The organism is Alcaligenes sp. EGD-AK7, from assembly GCF_000465875.3.
Classification (GTDB): Bacteria; Pseudomonadota; Gammaproteobacteria; order Burkholderiales; family Burkholderiaceae_B; genus Alcaligenes; species Alcaligenes phenolicus.
In genome coordinates this window covers 1-17,036 of sequence record NZ_AVOG02000001.1, presented here as the reverse complement: position 1 = coordinate 17,036, position 17,036 = coordinate 1, and the positions used below count along the sequence as shown (strand labels likewise).

The window sequence follows — 17,036 nt, the reverse complement described above, 5'->3', positions numbered from 1 at the left end:
GCGACCGACTCGGGACGCCTTTTTTCTCGGATTCAGATTCATGTCCACTCAGCTCAATCGTCCAGTTTTAACCATGCCGGAAAAGCGCGAGAAATTGCTGCTGCACTCCTGCTGCGCCCCCTGTTCGGGCGAGGTGATGGAGGCCTTGCACGCCTCGGGGATTGAATACACCGTTTTCTTCTACAACCCCAATATCCATCCGGTGCGCGAATATGAACTGCGCAAGCAGGAAAACATCCGCTTTGCCGAACAGCACGGTATCGAATTTATTGATGCCGACTACGACGTGGATAACTGGTTTGAACGCGTACGCGGCCTGGAACACGCCCCCGAGCGCGGCGAGCGTTGTACGGTCTGCTTTGACATGCGCTTTGAGCGCACAGCCCTCTACGCCCATGAAAATGGCTACGACATCATCTCCAGCGTCCTGGGTATTTCGCGCTGGAAAGACATGAACCAGATCAACGACTGCGGCGAGCGCGCCGCAGCCCGTTATCCGGAGATGAAATACTGGACCTACAACTGGCGCAAAGGTGGCGGCTCGCAACGCATGCTGGAGATCAGCAAGCGCGAGAACTTCTATCAGCAGGAATATTGCGGCTGCGTGTACTCGCTGCGCGACACCAACCGCCACCGCCGCTCGCAAGGCCGCCCTCGTGTCGAGATCGGTGTGAAGTTCTACGGCAAAGATGAGCTGGACCTGACTCCGCCCCCAGCACCGGCGCAAAAGAACGCATAAGCGAGGCCTGAACGGTCGTCCTGGCGGACTTAGCACACCTGGCTGAAACAGCCTCTGCTTGACAGTTGTCCCTTATACGAACAGTGCATCGATAAGCCCCACCAGGATTCTGAATAGCTTTGTCTTTGCCAAAACCCAAGTGGGTGGCACAGATCACAGGTAAAGCAACCCAAGCTTGAAACAATCCGTCGAGCCAAAGAAAAAGCGCCTTGGTTGCCCAAGGCGCTTTTTTTACTGCCGTTTCAACTAAGGCTTACTGCATGCGCTGGTCCGCTCTACTGCTCAACGCTCACCAGCACAGCAGTAATCAGAGCCTGCTCATTACTGGATACTGCGGGTGAACGTAAACTCGCCGTCCTTCCAGTCCACAGGCACTACATCCTTAGGACCAAAGCGGCCTTCCAGAATCAAGCGTGCCACCGGGTTCTCAATGTGCTGCTGAATGGCACGTTTCAAAGGACGTGCGCCAAACACAGGGTCAAACCCAGCCTTGGCCAACTGCGCCAAAGCAGCCTCGCTGACTTCCAGATGCATGTCACGTTGAGCCAGACGCTGATCCAGACGCTCAAGCTGGATACGAGCAATGGACTCGATGTGTTCTGCTTCCAGACCGTGGAATACCACCACTTCGTCGATACGGTTCAGGAACTCGGGGCGGAAATGCTGTTTCACTTCTTCCCACACCACTTCCTTGATCACATCGTAAGGCTCGCCCGACAAACGCTGAATATGCTGCGAACCCAGGTTCGAGGTCATGATGATCACCGTATTGCGGAAGTCCACTGTACGGCCCTGACCATCGGTCAAACGGCCATCGTCCAGCACCTGCAAGAGCACGTTAAAGACGTCGGGGTGTGCTTTCTCGACCTCATCCAGCAAAATCACCGAATAAGGTTTGCGACGCACGGCCTCGGTCAGGTAACCGCCCTCTTCATAGCCCACGTAGCCGGGAGGCGCCCCGATCAAACGAGCCACCGAGTGTTTCTCCATGAATTCGCTCATGTCGATACGAATCATGTGATCCTCGGAATCAAAGAGGAAGTTGGCCAATGCCTTGGTCAGTTCGGTCTTACCCACACCGGTTGGCCCCAGGAACAGGAAGGAACCATAAGGGCGGGACGGATCAGACAGACCGGCACGCGAGCGACGGATGGCATCCGACACCAAACGTACGGCTTCACCTTGGCCGACCACACGCTTGTGCAAGTAGTCTTCCATCTGCAAGAGTTTTTCACGCTCGCCCTGCATCATCTTGGACACCGGAATACCGGTTGCACGCGAAACCACTTCCGCGATTTCCTCGGCACCAACCTGTGTACGCAACAAGCGAGGCTTGTCCTGATCAGCCTTGTCCATATTGGCTTCAGCCGCTTTCAGGCGCTCTTCCAGTTCGGGCAGCTTGCCGTATTGAAGCTCGGCCAACTTGTCGAACTGGCCCTTGCGTTGCAGCTCGGCCATTTCGGCACGCACTTTCTCGATTTCCTCTTTAACGACTTGCGAGCCCTGAACTGCCGCTTTTTCGGCTTTCCAGATCTCTTCGTAGTCGTTGTACTCACGCTGCAGCTTCTCCATCTCGTCATTGATGGCCTGCAAACGGCGCTGAGAGGCTTCGTCCGTGTCCTTGATGACGGCTTCACGCTCGATCTTCAACTGAATGATGCGGCGATCCAGCTTGTCCATGACCTCGGGCTTGGAGTCGATCTCCATGCGGATACGGGCAGCGGCCTCGTCGATCAGGTCAATGGCCTTATCGGGCAGGAAACGGTCCGTAATGTAACGCTGCGATAGCTCGGCCGCAGCCACAATGGCCGGGTCGGTAATCGCCACACCGTGGTGCAGCTCGTAGCGCTCCTGCAAACCACGCAGAATCGCAATGGTGGACTCCATGTCCGGTTCGTTAACCAGCACTTTCTGGAAACGACGCTCCAGAGCCGCGTCTTTCTCGATGTACTGGCGATACTCGTTCAGCGTAGTAGCACCGATACAGTGCAGCTCGCCGCGCGACAAGGCGGGTTTGAGCATATTGCCGGCATCCATGGCACCTTCGGCCTTACCGGCGCCCACCATGGTGTGCAACTCGTCAATAAAGACAATGGTTTTGCCATCGTCCTTGGACAGCTCTTTCAAGACGGCTTTCAGACGCTCTTCAAATTCGCCACGGTACTTGGCACCTGCCAGCAAGGCAGCCAGGTCCAGCACCAGAACGCGCTTGCCCTTCAGGGTTTCGGGCACTTCGTTGTTCACGATACGCTGCGCCAAGCCTTCCACAATGGCGGTCTTACCTACACCAGGCTCACCAATCAACACGGGGTTGTTCTTGGTGCGACGCTGCAGAATCTGGATAGTGCGACGAATTTCGTCGTCACGGCCAATCACCGGGTCCAGCTTGCCCAGACGGGCACGCTCGGTCAGGTCAGTGGTGTACTTGTCCAGCGCCTCACGGTTGCTATCACCTTCGGCATCATTCACATTGGCACCACCGCGTACGGCCTCGATGGCCGCTTCCAAGGCACGGCGCTGCAAGCCGGCATCGCGCAAGGCACGACCGGTTTCGCCTTTGTCGTCAGCCAGGGCCAGCAGGAACAACTCGCTGGCGATATAGGTATCACCGCGCTGGGCGGCTTCCTTGTCGGTTTTGGCCAAAGCGGCTTGCAGAGCCGAGCTGAGCTGCTGCTGACCTTCCGCCCCTTGTACCTTGGGCAGATTGGAGATCAGGCGGTTAAGCTCGTTTTCCAGACGGGGAATGGCGACGCCCGCACGAGCCAGCAAGCTGCCAGTGCCGGAATCGGCATCGGCCAGCAAGGCGACCAGTACGTGGGCGGGTTCCAGATAGGGGTTGTCTTCGCGAACAGCCAGGCTCTGCGCATCGGCTAGAGCCTGTTGAAACTTCGTTGTCAATTTATCGATTCGCATAGAATTTTCACTTGAGAAAATATGCGATAAGCTAAAGCAAACAGTTACTAAATACTGCTCGCTCAGATCTCGCAACAAATAACAGGATGAATTGAAGATAAGGCCAAAAACCAAGTATTCAAGTGTTTGGATCGCTTTTAAACAACAACCTGGCAAGAGCAGTCTGACCGCGCTGTACCCGGCATGGGCAGCCGCTTCCCGCATGGCGCAGCTCTTAAGAACTAAACATATTAAGGATTAGCGGGAATACCAACCAATAAAAAGCTACAATTACACTTGATTTGACTCAAAGATTTAGCGTTTCGCCATCTGACATTATTCCTTATGCAAAAACGTATCTCGGTTACCGCTGACTCCATACGCTGCTCCAGCTGTATGCTCAATGAGGTATGTCTACCTCTTGGGATGCCTAAGCATGAAATGGAGCGGTTGGACGAATTAGTCAAGGAGCGCATCCGCATCCCCAAGGGCGGCGTGCTGTTTCGACTGGCCGACTCAGTCGAAGGAATCTATGGTCTGCGCTCTGGCTCGATCAAGATGCAGCTGGAAGATTCCACCGGCCACATCCAGATTACGGGCTTTTTATTACCAGGAGAAATCCTTGGCATGGATAGCCTGGTTGAAAACCGCCATGTCTCCCATGCCATCGCCCTGGAAGACAGCGAAGTCTGTGTGATCCGCCTTGATGATCTGGACCGCCTGTCGGCCCAACTGCCTATCTTGCAACAACAATTCCGTCGCTTGATGAGCAAGGAAATCAACCGCGCCCATCAACTGATGATGACCTTGGCCGGACTGCGTTCCGAGCAGCGCCTGGCCGCCTTCTTGCTGAATCTGTCCCAGCGCCTGTCGCTGCTTGGCTACTCCCCTTACGAATTCATTCTGCGCATGAGCCGCGAAGAAATCGGTAACTTCCTGGGCCTGACACTGGAAACGGTCAGCCGCCTGTTCTCGCGTTTTGCGCGCGAAGGTCTGCTGAAAATTTCTCAGCGTGAAGTCCACTTGCTGGATCTGGCCGCCCTGCGCACTCTGGCAGGCACGGAGTGCGATTAAATCCCCTAGCTGGCTCCTTGCCTTTACCTGGTATTGCCTAGGGCTTACGCAAGGCTCTGAACGTCTCTAGGGCCTGCTGCATCACTCCCCAGCGCCAAGCGCGTACAAAAAAGCACATGCAAATTGCATGTGCTTTTTTGTCGTTTGGCGCTTGTCGAAATCAGTCCAGACTATCTGCCGGTTCAGCCAGTACCGCTGGCGAACCAGAGGACATATACAGGCTAAGCGTACAAGCCACCGCAGCGGCCACCCAGAACAGAAAAAACGCCACCGTATAAAAGGTCAGTCGATCTACTTGCATATGTCCAAGCACAACGATGTCCAACGGGTCTACCAAAGCAAACACAATTGCACTCAGTACCCCAGCGACCAGGAATGAAGGCCACAGTATCCACATCAACGATCGGATGGTCATTCGTACCCCCTTCTTGAACGGAAACATACTTCTCTCAACCCTAGCGTAACGGTGTATCAACTACTTTTAGCGCTGCTCGCGGGCAGGCTCGCCTTTGGTGACGACCAGACCTTGCTTGACGCCGCCGTCCGTCACTCCCTGATTACTGAAGTTCTGGAACGCCAGCACAATGGTAATGACGCAGCCCACGATAGCCAGAGCCGGGCCGGCCATCAACAACCAGGGCCACGGTTCACGCCACCAGGGTCCACTGTCCTTTGATTCGTCCATGTTTTGCTCTTTATAAAGTTACTGAGGAATATAGAAACTACTGCGTTCATTCACGTAGGTCTTGCGGCCGCCTTCATGCTCGCCGACTGCCTGAATGGAAATATCATACAGGCCTGGCTTGGCACTACTAATTGGGACTTGCACCACGACAGGCAACAATCTATTGCCTGCAGGGGCCACATGAATGTGATCCTGGCCGTTCTCGGTCAAGTGAATGCGTGCACCTTCCAGACCTGTTACGGACAACTGCAACTCCATCGCCTCTTCCGAGGTATTGATGACTTGCAGACGGAACACGTTTTCGATCATGCCGCCAGGCACTTCACGGCCCAGAGCACCACGGTCACGAATCACGTCCACACGCATCGGGGTACGGGTTGCCAGGGTGTAGACGAAGGCACCGCAAATGACGGCCAGAATCAGGATATAAGACAGCACGCGCGGGCGCAGCATGCGACGTCGCACCTGCGATTGCGTCAGGCGCTCTTTAATGGCGCGCTCCGAGGTGTAGCGGATCAGGCCCTTCTCATAGCCCATCTTGTCCATGACCTGGTCACAGACGTCCACACAGGCGCCACAGCCAATACACATGTATTGCAGGCCATCACGAATATCAATACCGGTCGGACAGACCTGAACACAGAGGCTGCAGTCCACACAGTCACCCATACCGGCTTCTTTATGGTCAATCTTGCGAGATCGACCACCGCGGGTTTCACCACGCACAAAGTCGTAGGTCACCACAAAGGTATCGCTGTCCACCATGGCACTTTGGAAACGTGCGTAGGGGCACATGTACTTACAGACGGCTTCGCGCATGAAACCGGCGTTACCCCAGGTGGCAAAGGCGTAGAACAAGAGCCAGAACCACTGCCAAGGGCCCAGAGACAGGGCGATCAGCTCGCCACCCAGTTCGCGGATAGGAGCAAAGTAGCCGATAAAGGTAAAGCCGGTCCACAAAGCAATCACAATCCACAGGAAGTGCTTGGTCGCTTTGAGACGCAATTTACGGGCGTTCCAGGCTTGCTCATCCAAGCGGATACGCGCCAGACGGTCCCCTTCCACCTTGCGCTCAACCCACATGAAGATCTCGGTGTAGACCGTCTGCGGACAGGCATAGCCACAGAACAAGCGTCCGGCCATGGCGGTGAAAAGGAATAAGGAGAAGGCAGATATCAGGAGCAGCACCGTCAGGTAAATAACGTCCTGGGGCCACAAAATCATGCCAAAGATGTAGAACTTGCGTTCCAGCAGGTCAAACAGCACGGCCTGACGGCCATGCCATTCCAACCAGGGCAGACCATAGAAAATGATCTGCGTGAAATACACCATCCAGATCCGCCAGCGGGCGAATACGCCCTTGACGGATCGTGGATAGATTTTGCTGCGTACATCGACCAGCGCCTTCTCGACTTGCGGAGAGGTTCCACCCGCTCCCTTGGTGTTACGTGGAGGTTGCCACTTGGGCACAGTTCCCTGCGCGTTATCAGCGCTGGGTTGGGAAGAATCACTACTCATTGCAAGTCCTGAAGGCGTCAGATCAATTTAAAACACATTAGTTAGCCTGGGCAGGCTCGGCATTGTTCGACAAGCCCCAGACCCAACCCGCCAGCAAACGAATCTGCTCAGGAGTCAAAGTGGCTTTCTGAGCCGGCATCTGGTTGGTACGGCCCTGCAAGACGGTCTGAACGATGGTGGCTTCGGAGCTGCCATACAACCAGTAATCGTCCGTCAGATCAGGAGCGCCCAACAAGGTGTTGCCCTTGGCATCCGCACCGTGACAGGCAAAACATGCGCTGTCATAGACACGCTTACCAGCCACCAGACGCAGAGGATCTGCAGCCAGGCCGGACAAGGAACGCACATACTGAGCCACGTCGGAGGCTTGAGCGGGGGTGAATTGCGCTTGTGGCGGCATCATCCCGGTACGACCTTCGGTAATGGTGTGCAGAATCTGCTCGGGCTCGCCACCCCACAACCAGGCTTTATTGGCCAGGTTAGGGAAGCTGGGAGAACCCTGCGCATCAGAGCCGTGACACTGGGCGCAGTTGTTCAGAAACAGGCGCTGACCAATTTCGCGGGCTTCCTGATCGCGAGCGATCTCTTCAATAGGCATTTCGCGGTAACGGGCGTACACAGGCTCCAGGCGAGCATTGATCTCGGCCTGTTGCTGCTTGACCTGCTGGCCGGAACTAAACCCCAATGTGCCCTTGAAACTGCCCAGGCCGGGATACAGCACCAGGTAACCCAAGGCAAACACACACAAACCGATGTACATCACGGTCCACCAGCGAGGCACCGGCGTGTTCAGCTCGGTCAGGTCACCATCCCAGACGTGGCCGGTTTCTTCCACATCGACCGTCTTGCCCAGAAATGCACGCTGAGTAAATAACAGCCACAAACAAAATATGATGCCTAACAAGGCGATGCCGGAAATCCAGAGGCTCCAGCCATTATTAAAAAAGTCACTCATTCGGAACCCCCAGGGTTTTTATCGTTGCATCCCTCGTCGGGCAAGGCGAAAGGCAGAAGCGCGGCTTCTTCGTTGGCCTGGCGGCGTCCCCGAGAGAACGCCCACCAGCAAATGCCAAGGAAGGTCGCCATCGCCAAAGCAGTCATAACACCGTTGATGATGGCTAGCATTTAGTGGCTCCCCTGCTCCACAGCCCTAGCAGCTGCGTCGCGACTGGCTACGCCCAGGCCCTGCAAGTAAGCAACCACCGCATCTTCTTCGGTCTTGCCTACCAGCTCCTGAGGAGCAGCATCAATTTGTTCCTGCGTGTAGGGGACACCCAACGTACGCAATACCTTCATGCGATCCTGAATGTTTTCACCTTCGACCGAGTTTTTCTGCAGCCATGGGTAGGCGGGCATATTGGACTCTTTCACCACGTTACGTGGGTTGCGCAGGTGAATGCGGTGCCATTCGTCGCTGTAGCGCTGACCAACACGGGCCAGGTCAGGACCAGTACGCTTGGAACCCCACAGGAAGGGGTAGTCATAGACAGACTCCCCAGCCAGCGAGTAAGGACCATAACGCTGCACTTCGGACTGCAGCATACGAATCTGCTGCGAGTGACAGCCCACACAACCCTCACGGATGTAGATGTCACGTCCCATCAGTCGCAAAGGCTCGTATGGCTCGATACCTTCAGTGGGCTGGGTCGTCGAGTGTTGAAAGAACAAGGGCACAATCTGAACCAGACCTGCGAACGAGATCACCAAGATGCTCAGGATGATCAACAACCCGGTATTTTTCTCGATCGTGGCGTGTGAAAAGCGCTTTTTAGTGTCATTAGCCATGATTTACTCCTTAGGCCAGCACAGGGGTTGGACCCACCAGGGCTGGATCGCGGGCGTCTGGGTTCTTGAGGGGCACAACAGGGTTGATGCCTTTCTCGCCTGCACGGATGGTCAGGAACACGTTCCAGGACATCAGCAAGATGCCGGCCACAAAGAAGGCGCCGCCCAAAGCACGGATTGCGTAAAAGGGGTAAGTAGCTTTCACGACTTCCACAAAGCTGTACGTCAAGGTGCCATCAACACCGGTAGCACGCCACATCAGACCTTGCATCACACCGGCAATCCACATCGCGGCGATATACAGCACCACACCCAGGGTAGCCAGCCAGAAGTGCAGGTCGATCAGACGAGGACGAGCCATTTCAGTACGGCCGTACAGACGGGGAATCAGGTAGTACAGAGAACCGAAGGTAATCATGGCAACCCAGCCCAACGCGCCGGAATGCACGTGACCAATGGTCCAGTCGGTGTAGTGCGACAGCGCGTTCACCGTACGGATAGCCATCATGGAGCCTTCAAAGGTGGACATACCGTAGAAGGACAGAGCCACAACCATGAACTTCAGAATCGCGTCAGTACGCAGCTTGTGCCAGGCACCCGACAAAGTCATGATGCCGTTGATCATGCCGCCCCAGGAGGGAGCCAGCAGAATCAGGGAGAAAGTCATGCCCAGGGACTGAGTCCAGTCTGGCAAGGAGGTGTACAGCAAGTGGTGGGGACCTGCCCACATGTACGTAAAGCCCAGAGCCCAGAAGTGAACGATGGACAAACGGTAGGAGTAGATGGGGCGGTTGGCCTGTTTGGGGATGAAGTAGTACATCATGCCCAGGAAGGACGTGGTCAGGAAAAAGCCCACGGCGTTATGGCCGTACCACCACTGCACCATGGCGTCCTGCACACCGGCGTAGGCCGAGTAGGACTTCATGAAGCTGACTGGCAGTTCCAGGTTATTGAAAATGTGCAGTACAGCGATGGTAACGATGTAGGAGCCAAAGAACCAGTTGGCCACATAAATGTGACGCACACGGCGCTTGACGATCGTGCCAAAGAACACAATGGCGTAAGCCACCCAGACCAGCGTGATCAGGATGTCAATCGGCCATTCCAGTTCGGCGTACTCTTTGGAGCTGGTGTAACCCATAGGCAGGGTAATGACCGCGGCCACCAGCACGGCTTGCCAACCCCAGAAGGTGAAGGCTGCCAGCTTGTCGCAGAACAAACGGGCCTGACAGGTACGCTGCACGACATAGTAGGATGTCGCGAACAAGCCGGTGCCACCAAAGGCAAAAATCACAGCGTTCGTATGCAGTGGACGCAGACGTCCAAAACTAAGCCACGGTGTGTCGAAATTGAGTTCTGGCCAAATCAACTGCAAGGCAATAAAAAGGCCTATTGCCATGCCGATGACGCCCCAAAATACGGTCATGATGGCGAACTGCCTCACAATCCCGTAATTGAAGACTTCGGCGTTATTTCCGACTGCATCGGAAGTGCCCATTTGCTTCCCCTAAACAAACATTGTTAATACAAGCGACAACAAGCTACATCATCCAGCAAGTCGGTAATCTGCTACTTGATGCTTATCAAAAAACTTCGGAAAGCACGCGCTCGCGCGTGTTTCCGCCCCGCAGACTGTGTGTCGCCGACCATTTGCAGGGCTAAAAAACAAAAAAATTGGAAGGTATCAGGAATCGGGTGGACGCTCTGCTCCCGACAAACCCGCTGTGGAGTCGTCGTCCAGCAAGATGGAATCAGCCGCATTGCCCGTATCCTCAAACTGGCCAGCAAAAATGGCCCACCAGAAAGAGACACCGATAACAATGACCAGGAAAATGGAGATGGGGATCAGGACCAGCAAAGAGCCAAACATATCAGCCCTGCCTTGCTGCTGGACCGGTCCACTGAGCCGGCACCTCGCGGGTGCGGCTGCGATAGATGCGCCAGGAGTTGGCCGCCACGGCCAAAGAGGACACCAGCATGCTGACGGCGGCCAGCCAGGGAGCCACAATGCCCAAGGCCGCCAAAGGAGTCATGAGCAAGTGCCAGACAATCGAACCGTACAGGTTTTGACGGGCGATGCGGCCGGTTTGCTGGGTCAGTTGTACAACTTCAAATTCATTCCTGGCAGGTCGGGCCAGCAAACCGGCATGCGCCGAAGCGACGGCCGAAGGCACCGACATGGACATGGCACAGGGACAGCTCATGACCAGCATGGCAACCACAACGGGAACGACATGCGAAGGGTCCATCCAGTACCAGACCAGACCAAATGCGGCGGCCAATACCAGCTGAATGCTGACAAACCAGAATGCCAGAGTATTGGCATGACCTGTCACAGACTGGCGAAAGCGTTCGATCAGGTCATGGGATGCGGACTGCGTCACCGACTGGCGCGCGCAAAGCTCCAGATAACGGGCAGTCAGCAAAAAGGCCACGAACATCGTGACCGAGTCGTAGTACACCTCACCCTGCTGGATCCAGGTGTTGTACACGCTAGGCAGGAAGGCACCCACAATACCCAAGGCCACCGGCACATCCATGCCTACACGACCTTCGGACAAGCTTTTGACAGCCCCTTTCAGGATGGGCCAGGCACAGTACAGCACGACAGGCATGGTCAAGCACAGGCCCGCCCAATTCATGAGCACAATGACTTGCGAGAGAGATTCAATGTCTTCAGCGCGAGTGCTGAAAGAGCGCATATAGCCGGGGAAAGCAAACATCATCACCTGCATGGCAGCCAGCCAGGACAGGCCCAAACGGGCTAATGTGTGTCGCCGACGCGACCGCTGCTCATCGGTGAGGGGCTTTGGAAGAGAAAAAATCGAATATGCGCGCATGGAAGGACTATAAGCCACTGATATTTCTTCATTCTTGATTTAAATCAATACGACTTTGCTTCGATCCTATATCGTTGTCCTTATGCATCTTGTTCAGGCCGTTACCCCCCCAACGCGGCGCTAACTGTTCAATGCTTTCAAGGCTGCTTATTGGCAGCCTTTTTTTTATTCCATCCGCAACACAGGGCAAGGATTTCGCACTGTTTATGCGTCCCTTGCGCGGCCAAAGTCTACCACGCCTTTCCCCTATGAGAATGCCTTGATTATCAAGACTTTTCATGACGAAATAATGTAGCGCTGTGAATGCAAATCAATCCACGCTAACGTGTACCTTGAATTGAAGAACAGGCAGGTCTGACCACCCGCTTTGCAAGCCTTTTCGGGCTTGTTTCCGCTCCCTCTTTCCATACTTTCAAAGTCTGTTCAAAACAGCTGCCACCAAATATCAAGCCTTCAAATTTGATATTTGAAATATGTAGCTTTTAAGCAAAAAAGTGTGCCAATAAAAAAGCAGCCCACCGACTGGAGCGTACGGTGGGCTGCCTGCAACCAGAGAAGGGGCTATCTACCCTTCCCTGTCCTGCTTATGCCTCGGAGGGCGCGAACTGCTCGGCTTCTGTGGAGCCGGCCAGTGCGGTCGTCGAGGACTTACCGGCTTCAACTGTCTGAGTGACAGCGTCAAAGTAGCCTGTACCCACTTCGCGCTGGTGTTTCACAGCGGTAAAGCCCAGGGGTGCAGCGGCGAACTCTTTTTCCTGCAGTTGAACGAAGGCGCTCATCTGGTTGCGGGCGTAGCCGTGGGCCAGCTCGAACATGCCGTAGTTCAGTGCGTGGAAACCAGCCAGAGTGATGAACTGGAACTTGTAGCCCATGGCGCCCAGCTCGCGCTGGAACTTGGCAATCGTGGCGTCGTCCAGGTTCTTCTTCCAGTTGAACGATGGCGAGCAGTTGTAGGACAGCAACTTGCCAGGGAACTGACGGTGGATGGCTTCCGCAAAGCGGCGGGCGTACTCCAGATCCGGTGTGGAGGTTTCGCACCAGACCAGATCGGCATAAGGAGCGTAGGCCAGACCACGGGCAATGGCTTGATCCAGACCGGCACGGGTGCGGTAGAAACCTTCCACCGTACGCTCATCCAGAATGAAGGGGCGATCGTACTCGTCCACATCGCTGGTGATCAGGTCCGCTGCATCCGCATCCGTGCGGGCAACCAGAATGGTGGGAACGTCCAGAACGTCAGCAGCCAGACGAGCAGCCACCAGTTTGGAGATGGCCTCACGAGTTGGCACCAGCACTTTGCCACCCAAGTGACCACACTTCTTGGCCGAAGCCAGTTGGTCCTCGAAGTGAACGCCAGCAGCGCCAGCCACAATCATGGCCTTCATCAGTTCAAATGCGTTCAGCACACCACCGAAACCGGCTTCTGCGTCGGCCACGATAGGAGCGAAGTAATCCACGTAGCCTTCGTCACCCGGGTTCACCCCTTCCATCCACTGGATCTGATCACAGCGGGCCAGGGAGTTGTTGATGCGACGCACCACGGATGGCACCGAATTGACGGGGTACAGCGACTGGTCAGGGTACATTTCGCCAGCGCTGTTAGCGTCGCCAGCCACTTGCCAACCCGACAGGTAAATCGCTTTCAAACCGGCCTTGACCTGTTGCATGGCCTGGTTACCCGTCAGGGCGCCCAGTGCGTTCACAAAGGGTTCCTGATTGATGGACTGCCACAGACGCTCAGCACCACGGCGAGCCAGAGTGTGCTCCTCAACCAGAGAACCACGCAAACGAATCACTTCCTCAGCGGTGTAACCACGCTTGATACCTTGCCAGCGTGGGTCTTCTGCCCAGCGTTTTTGCAAATTGCGGATCTCAGTTTCTCGAGCATTCATGGTGAACTCCTAAGATGGATTTAACAGTGAACAAGATGACTACAGTCTACCCAAATGCTGCACCGCATCCATGTTTTCTATCTTATATAAGAGTAAATATTTTTCTTTTAAAAATCATATAGATATATAATTAATTCCGAGATATGAAATGACTTACCTGTTTGTGAAATGAAAAACTGTGCGGCGCGCAAGCCGTTTTTTGCATACTGAGACAAGGATTTCACAATGTGGGATAATCGCCTTTATACCGCCCGGTGAGCGCCTGCTCGCTGCACCGGTTTCCCGTTTTATTTCTGCAGCACCCGTCAATGAGCAACAACTCCCCTCTTAAAGACTCGCCTCTTGGGCACGATGTGGTTTATCCCACACAGTACGACCCCAGTGTCCTGTTTGGTATTGAGCGCTCCCTGAACCGCCAGGCGCTTCAGCTTCCCGAGCAATGGCATGGCGCCGATATCTGGAACGGTTACGAGATCTCCTGGCTCAATCCCAAAGGCAAGCCTGTCGTCGCACTGGCGCGCTTTGTTATTCCCTGGAATAGCCCACGCATCATCGAGTCCAAATCCTTCAAGCTTTATCTGAACTCGTTCAATGATGAAGTGGTGGAAGATGTGGCCAGCCTTGTGCAGCGCATGGAGCAAGACTTGAGCGCGGTTGCCGGTGCCGCTGTCAATGTGACGCTGATTCCGCTCAAGGCCTTGAACGGCCAGCCTATCCGTCAGCTCGAAGGCCATTGCATTGATGAGCTGGACATCAGCATTCAGGACTACACGCCACAAAGCGGCTTGCTGCAATGCCTGCCAGATGCCCCCATCGTGACCGAATCCCTGGTTTCTGATTTGCTCAAGTCCAATTGCCCCGTTACCGGCCAGCCCGACTGGGGTAGTGTGCAAGTACGCTATACCGGCCTGCAGATTGATCCGGCTTCCTTGTTGCGCTATATCGTCTCACTGCGCCGGCATACCGAGTTCCACGAACATTGTGTAGAACGCCTCTACAGCGATATCCAGCAAAGCTGCCAGCCCGAGCGTTTGCTGGTGTACGCGCGTTATACCCGCCGCGGTGGCCTGGACATCAATCCCTGGCGCAGCAGCCACGCGGATAGCGTGGACGAACCTCGCCTGGCGCGTCAGTGATCTCTATATAAAGCCAGCTAGAGATGTTTGAACCAGGAGGGCCAATACGCCTTTCTGGATTCAAGGTGCCAAGCTCCGCAGCAAGACGCAGCCAGGGCAAGAAAAAACCCCAAAAACTTGACAGGTTTTTGGGGTTCTCTTTTAGGGCTTTCCAAGTAGCCATGAATAGCTTCAAGCCAATCAGGATTTGGCCGCACGGCTTACGGTAGAAGCCACATACACCGCCAGGCCAGCCGCAGTCCAATACCCGATGGCTGCGCCGTACCAGGGAGCCTGGGTCAAACCCACGTCCAGCAGCAAACCAAAGCCCACTGGTGCCAGGGAAGAACCTACGTCCATGCCAGAGTACACCAGACCATACACTGCGCCGGTAGACCCTTTGGGAGTGACACGACGTATCAGCATGTCCCGCGATGGCGAGGCAATACCCGAGCAAAAGCCAGCCGCGCCCACCACGAACAAGGCCAGCGAAGGCATGACCCAACCCGCCCCCAGTACCAGCAACAAAGCGCCCGATACGCAAAGGGACACAAACACAATCAATTCAGAACGTGGTGTCGTGGAAGCAATAAAGCCACCTACAAACATGCCCGCTGCCGAGGCCAGCATGAAACCGGACAAAGCCGTACCCGCCGTCACCTTATCAATGCCATAGGTGTTATGCAGCATAGGAATGGTGTAGTTCTGCACCACGGCCATCGCTGCCGTAGCAAAGGCAAAGAACAGGAAGGCACCCCACAGGGAAGGACGGGACAGCAAGGTAGATAGCGTCGTCCAAACCGATTCTTTGCTCTGTGGACGTGCAGGCGCTGTTCCCGAGGCTGTACGTCCCGCCAAGGCATCCCGGTTGATCAGGACCAGCACCAGAATAGCCGCAATCAGGGCTGCCGCCGACAGCACGGCAACACGCCAGTTAAAGTAAATAGTCAGCGTGGTGATAAAGACCGGCGTCAGGGCCCAGCCCAGATTCCCAGTCAAACCGTGTGCGCTAAAAGCGTGGCCCAAACGAGCCGGGCTGACACGATGATTCAGGATGGAGTAATCCACCGGATGGAACACGGCATTGCCCACGCCACCGATCAAGGCAGCCGCCAGCAACATGCCATAGCCATTGGCCGTCCCGATCAGCAAGGCCGCCACCACAAAACAGGACAGACCCACTTTCAGGACCGGCAAGGCGCCGATGCGGTCAACCAGAAAACCGGAAGAGGCCTGCCCAAAACAGGACACCAGATAAAAGGTGGTCACCAGACCACCCAAGGTCAGGAAGTCGTAACCGAACTCTTGGCCCAGGGAAATATACAGTGTGGGCAGAATCAGCTGAAAGAAGTGCGAACTGGCGTGGGCGATACCAATAACGCCAATCACCCGCCAGTCCTGTGAACCGTCAGGCCCCGCCCCATCCAGCGTCGTTGTTGATGAATTAGCCATTTAACTTAAAGCTGCTTTTTCTTGATTTCCGGCCAGGCCTTCTGCAAGTAATAGCACATGGACCAGACCGTCAGGACTGCAGCGACAATAATCAGGGCTTGCCCAATGATCCGTGTCGGCAGGCCCATGACAGGCGACCAGTACAGCAGACAAGGAATGGCAACCATTTGCGCCGCAGTCTTGAATTTACCCAAGCGGTGAACAGCCACACTACCACTGGCACCAATCTTGGCCATCCATTCCCGCAATGCCGAAATGGTGATTTCGCGGCCAATAATAATCAGGGCGATAAAGGCGTCCACACGGCCCAGATCCAGCAAGACCAGCAAAGCGGCACTGACCATGAGTTTGTCCGCAACCGGGTCCAGGAAGGCCCCGAATGAGGACGTCTGGTTCCAGCGGCGAGCCAGCCAACCGTCAAACCAGTCCGTTGCGGCGGCCACGATAAACACCGAAGCGGCCCACAGATCGCGTGTTTCCATGCTCAGCCAATTCGCTGGCAGATAAAACAGGGCGACGATCAAGGGGATCAGAACGATGCGAAGCCACGTCAGGGCTATGGGCAGATTAAAAGGCATAGCTTGGATACCAACCTAATTTAAAACAAAGGCTCTCGCCTATCGTAAAGCATGATAAATGCGTTCGGCCAGTTCAGTGGATATTCCATCAACTGCACTAAGCTCATCAATACTTGCGTCCGCAACGCCACTAAAACCACCAAAGCGAGCCAGCAGACGCTGACGCCGTTTGGCGCCAATCCCGTCAATATCTTCCAGGCGTGACACATTGCGCGTTTTGGCACGTTGGGCACGCATGCCCGTAATGGCAAAACGGTGCGCTTCGTCACGCACCTGAGCGACCAGCATCAGTGCCGCCGACTCCACACCCAAAGCCACAGGCGGGCGATCATCGGCAAATACCAGGGTTTCCAGACCTACTTTACGCTTTTCACCCTTGGCAACGCCGACCAGGACGTGAATATCCAGGCCCAGTTCCACAAAAACCTGGCGGGCAATTTCCACCTGCCCCTTGCCACCGTCGATC

The 17,036-nt window shown here is 55.2% G+C and carries 17 protein-coding genes; 3 read left to right on the top strand and 14 right to left on the bottom strand.

Annotated features, from left to right (window positions below; genetic code table 11):
* Nucleotides 1-40 precede the first annotated feature (40 nt).
* A complete protein-coding gene (locus N879_RS00085) occupies nucleotides 41-739 on the top strand; it encodes an epoxyqueuosine reductase QueH (protein ID WP_009455936.1) in 699 nt (232 codons plus the stop codon).
* Nucleotides 740-1,060: 321 nt separating this feature from the next.
* On the opposite strand, the gene clpB is transcribed toward N879_RS00085, so the two are convergent.
* Nucleotides 1,061-3,652, bottom strand: a complete 2,592-nt coding sequence (clpB, locus tag N879_RS00080) for an ATP-dependent chaperone ClpB (protein ID WP_009455937.1) — start codon at nucleotides 3,650-3,652, stop codon at nucleotides 1,061-1,063.
* A 324-nt stretch (nucleotides 3,653-3,976) separates the two neighbouring features.
* Here clpB and N879_RS00075 point away from each other — a divergent pair, with 324 nt between their 5' ends.
* The gene (locus N879_RS00075; RefSeq protein WP_009455938.1) at nucleotides 3,977-4,705 is read left to right on the top strand and encodes a helix-turn-helix domain-containing protein; all 729 of its coding nucleotides are present in this window, start codon (nucleotides 3,977-3,979) and stop codon (nucleotides 4,703-4,705) included.
* A 160-nt stretch (nucleotides 4,706-4,865) separates the two neighbouring features.
* Here N879_RS00075 and N879_RS00070 read toward each other — a convergent pair whose 3' ends face one another.
* The 10 genes from N879_RS00070 to aceA all read right to left on the bottom strand — a co-directional run bounded on the left by N879_RS00070 (nucleotide 4,866) and on the right by aceA (nucleotide 13,425).
* Nucleotides 4,866-5,120 (bottom strand): hypothetical protein, encoded by a 255-nt coding sequence (locus N879_RS00070; protein ID WP_022983138.1) that lies wholly within the window; start codon nucleotides 5,118-5,120, stop codon nucleotides 4,866-4,868.
* Nucleotides 5,121-5,186: 66 nt separating this feature from the next.
* Nucleotides 5,187-5,390 (bottom strand): FixH family protein, encoded by a 204-nt coding sequence (locus N879_RS00065; RefSeq protein ID WP_009455940.1) that lies wholly within the window; start codon nucleotides 5,388-5,390, stop codon nucleotides 5,187-5,189.
* Between the two features lie 18 nt (nucleotides 5,391-5,408).
* The gene (gene ccoG / locus N879_RS00060) at nucleotides 5,409-6,908 is read right to left on the bottom strand and encodes a cytochrome c oxidase accessory protein CcoG (RefSeq protein WP_009455943.1); all 1,500 of its coding nucleotides are present in this window, start codon (nucleotides 6,906-6,908) and stop codon (nucleotides 5,409-5,411) included.
* A gap of 37 nt (nucleotides 6,909-6,945) precedes the next feature.
* Entirely contained in the window at nucleotides 6,946-7,863 is a 918-nt protein-coding gene (gene ccoP / locus N879_RS00055; protein WP_009455944.1) for a cytochrome-c oxidase, cbb3-type subunit III, read from the bottom strand.
* Complete coding sequence (locus N879_RS00050) at nucleotides 7,860-8,033, bottom strand: CcoQ/FixQ family Cbb3-type cytochrome c oxidase assembly chaperone (RefSeq protein ID WP_009455945.1); 174 nt, start codon at nucleotides 8,031-8,033, stop codon at nucleotides 7,860-7,862. The genes ccoP and N879_RS00050 overlap by 4 nt, the downstream gene beginning before the upstream one ends.
* Nucleotides 8,034-8,693: a cytochrome-c oxidase, cbb3-type subunit II gene (gene ccoO / locus N879_RS00045; protein ID WP_009455946.1), complete on the bottom strand. Its 660-nt coding sequence runs from the start codon at nucleotides 8,691-8,693 to the stop codon at nucleotides 8,034-8,036.
* A gap of 10 nt (nucleotides 8,694-8,703) precedes the next feature.
* Nucleotides 8,704-10,191, bottom strand: coding sequence for a cytochrome-c oxidase, cbb3-type subunit I (gene ccoN, locus N879_RS00040; RefSeq protein ID WP_021446465.1), 1,488 nt, complete (start codon nucleotides 10,189-10,191; stop codon nucleotides 8,704-8,706).
* A 186-nt stretch (nucleotides 10,192-10,377) separates the two neighbouring features.
* Nucleotides 10,378-10,563, bottom strand: coding sequence for a cbb3-type cytochrome oxidase assembly protein CcoS (gene ccoS, locus N879_RS00035; RefSeq protein WP_009455947.1), 186 nt, complete (start codon nucleotides 10,561-10,563; stop codon nucleotides 10,378-10,380).
* 1 nt (nucleotide 10,564) lies between these two features.
* Nucleotides 10,565-11,533: a hypothetical protein gene (locus tag N879_RS00030; protein ID WP_051359093.1), complete on the bottom strand. Its 969-nt coding sequence runs from the start codon at nucleotides 11,531-11,533 to the stop codon at nucleotides 10,565-10,567.
* A gap of 584 nt (nucleotides 11,534-12,117) precedes the next feature.
* Entirely contained in the window at nucleotides 12,118-13,425 is a 1,308-nt protein-coding gene (gene aceA, locus N879_RS00025) for an isocitrate lyase (protein ID WP_009455950.1), read from the bottom strand.
* A gap of 308 nt (nucleotides 13,426-13,733) precedes the next feature.
* Here aceA and queF point away from each other — a divergent pair, with 308 nt between their 5' ends.
* Complete coding sequence (gene queF / locus N879_RS00020; RefSeq protein WP_009455959.1) at nucleotides 13,734-14,561, top strand: NADPH-dependent 7-cyano-7-deazaguanine reductase QueF; 828 nt, start codon at nucleotides 13,734-13,736, stop codon at nucleotides 14,559-14,561.
* Nucleotides 14,562-14,741: 180 nt separating this feature from the next.
* Here queF and N879_RS00015 read toward each other — a convergent pair whose 3' ends face one another.
* The 3 genes from N879_RS00015 to N879_RS00005 form a co-directional block, all read right to left on the bottom strand.
* On the bottom strand, nucleotides 14,742-15,992 hold the full coding sequence (locus N879_RS00015; protein ID WP_031231865.1) for an MFS transporter: 1,251 nt from the start codon (nucleotides 15,990-15,992) through the stop codon (nucleotides 14,742-14,744).
* 5 nt (nucleotides 15,993-15,997) lie between these two features.
* Nucleotides 15,998-16,570 carry a CDP-diacylglycerol--glycerol-3-phosphate 3-phosphatidyltransferase gene (pgsA, locus tag N879_RS00010; RefSeq protein ID WP_009455960.1) on the bottom strand — a complete coding sequence of 191 codons (573 nt, stop codon included), beginning with the start codon at nucleotides 16,568-16,570 and terminating at the stop codon, nucleotides 15,998-16,000.
* A 39-nt stretch (nucleotides 16,571-16,609) separates the two neighbouring features.
* The coding region (locus N879_RS00005) for a helix-hairpin-helix domain-containing protein (protein WP_021446463.1) at nucleotides 16,610-17,036 on the bottom strand (427 nt) is incomplete at its 5' end.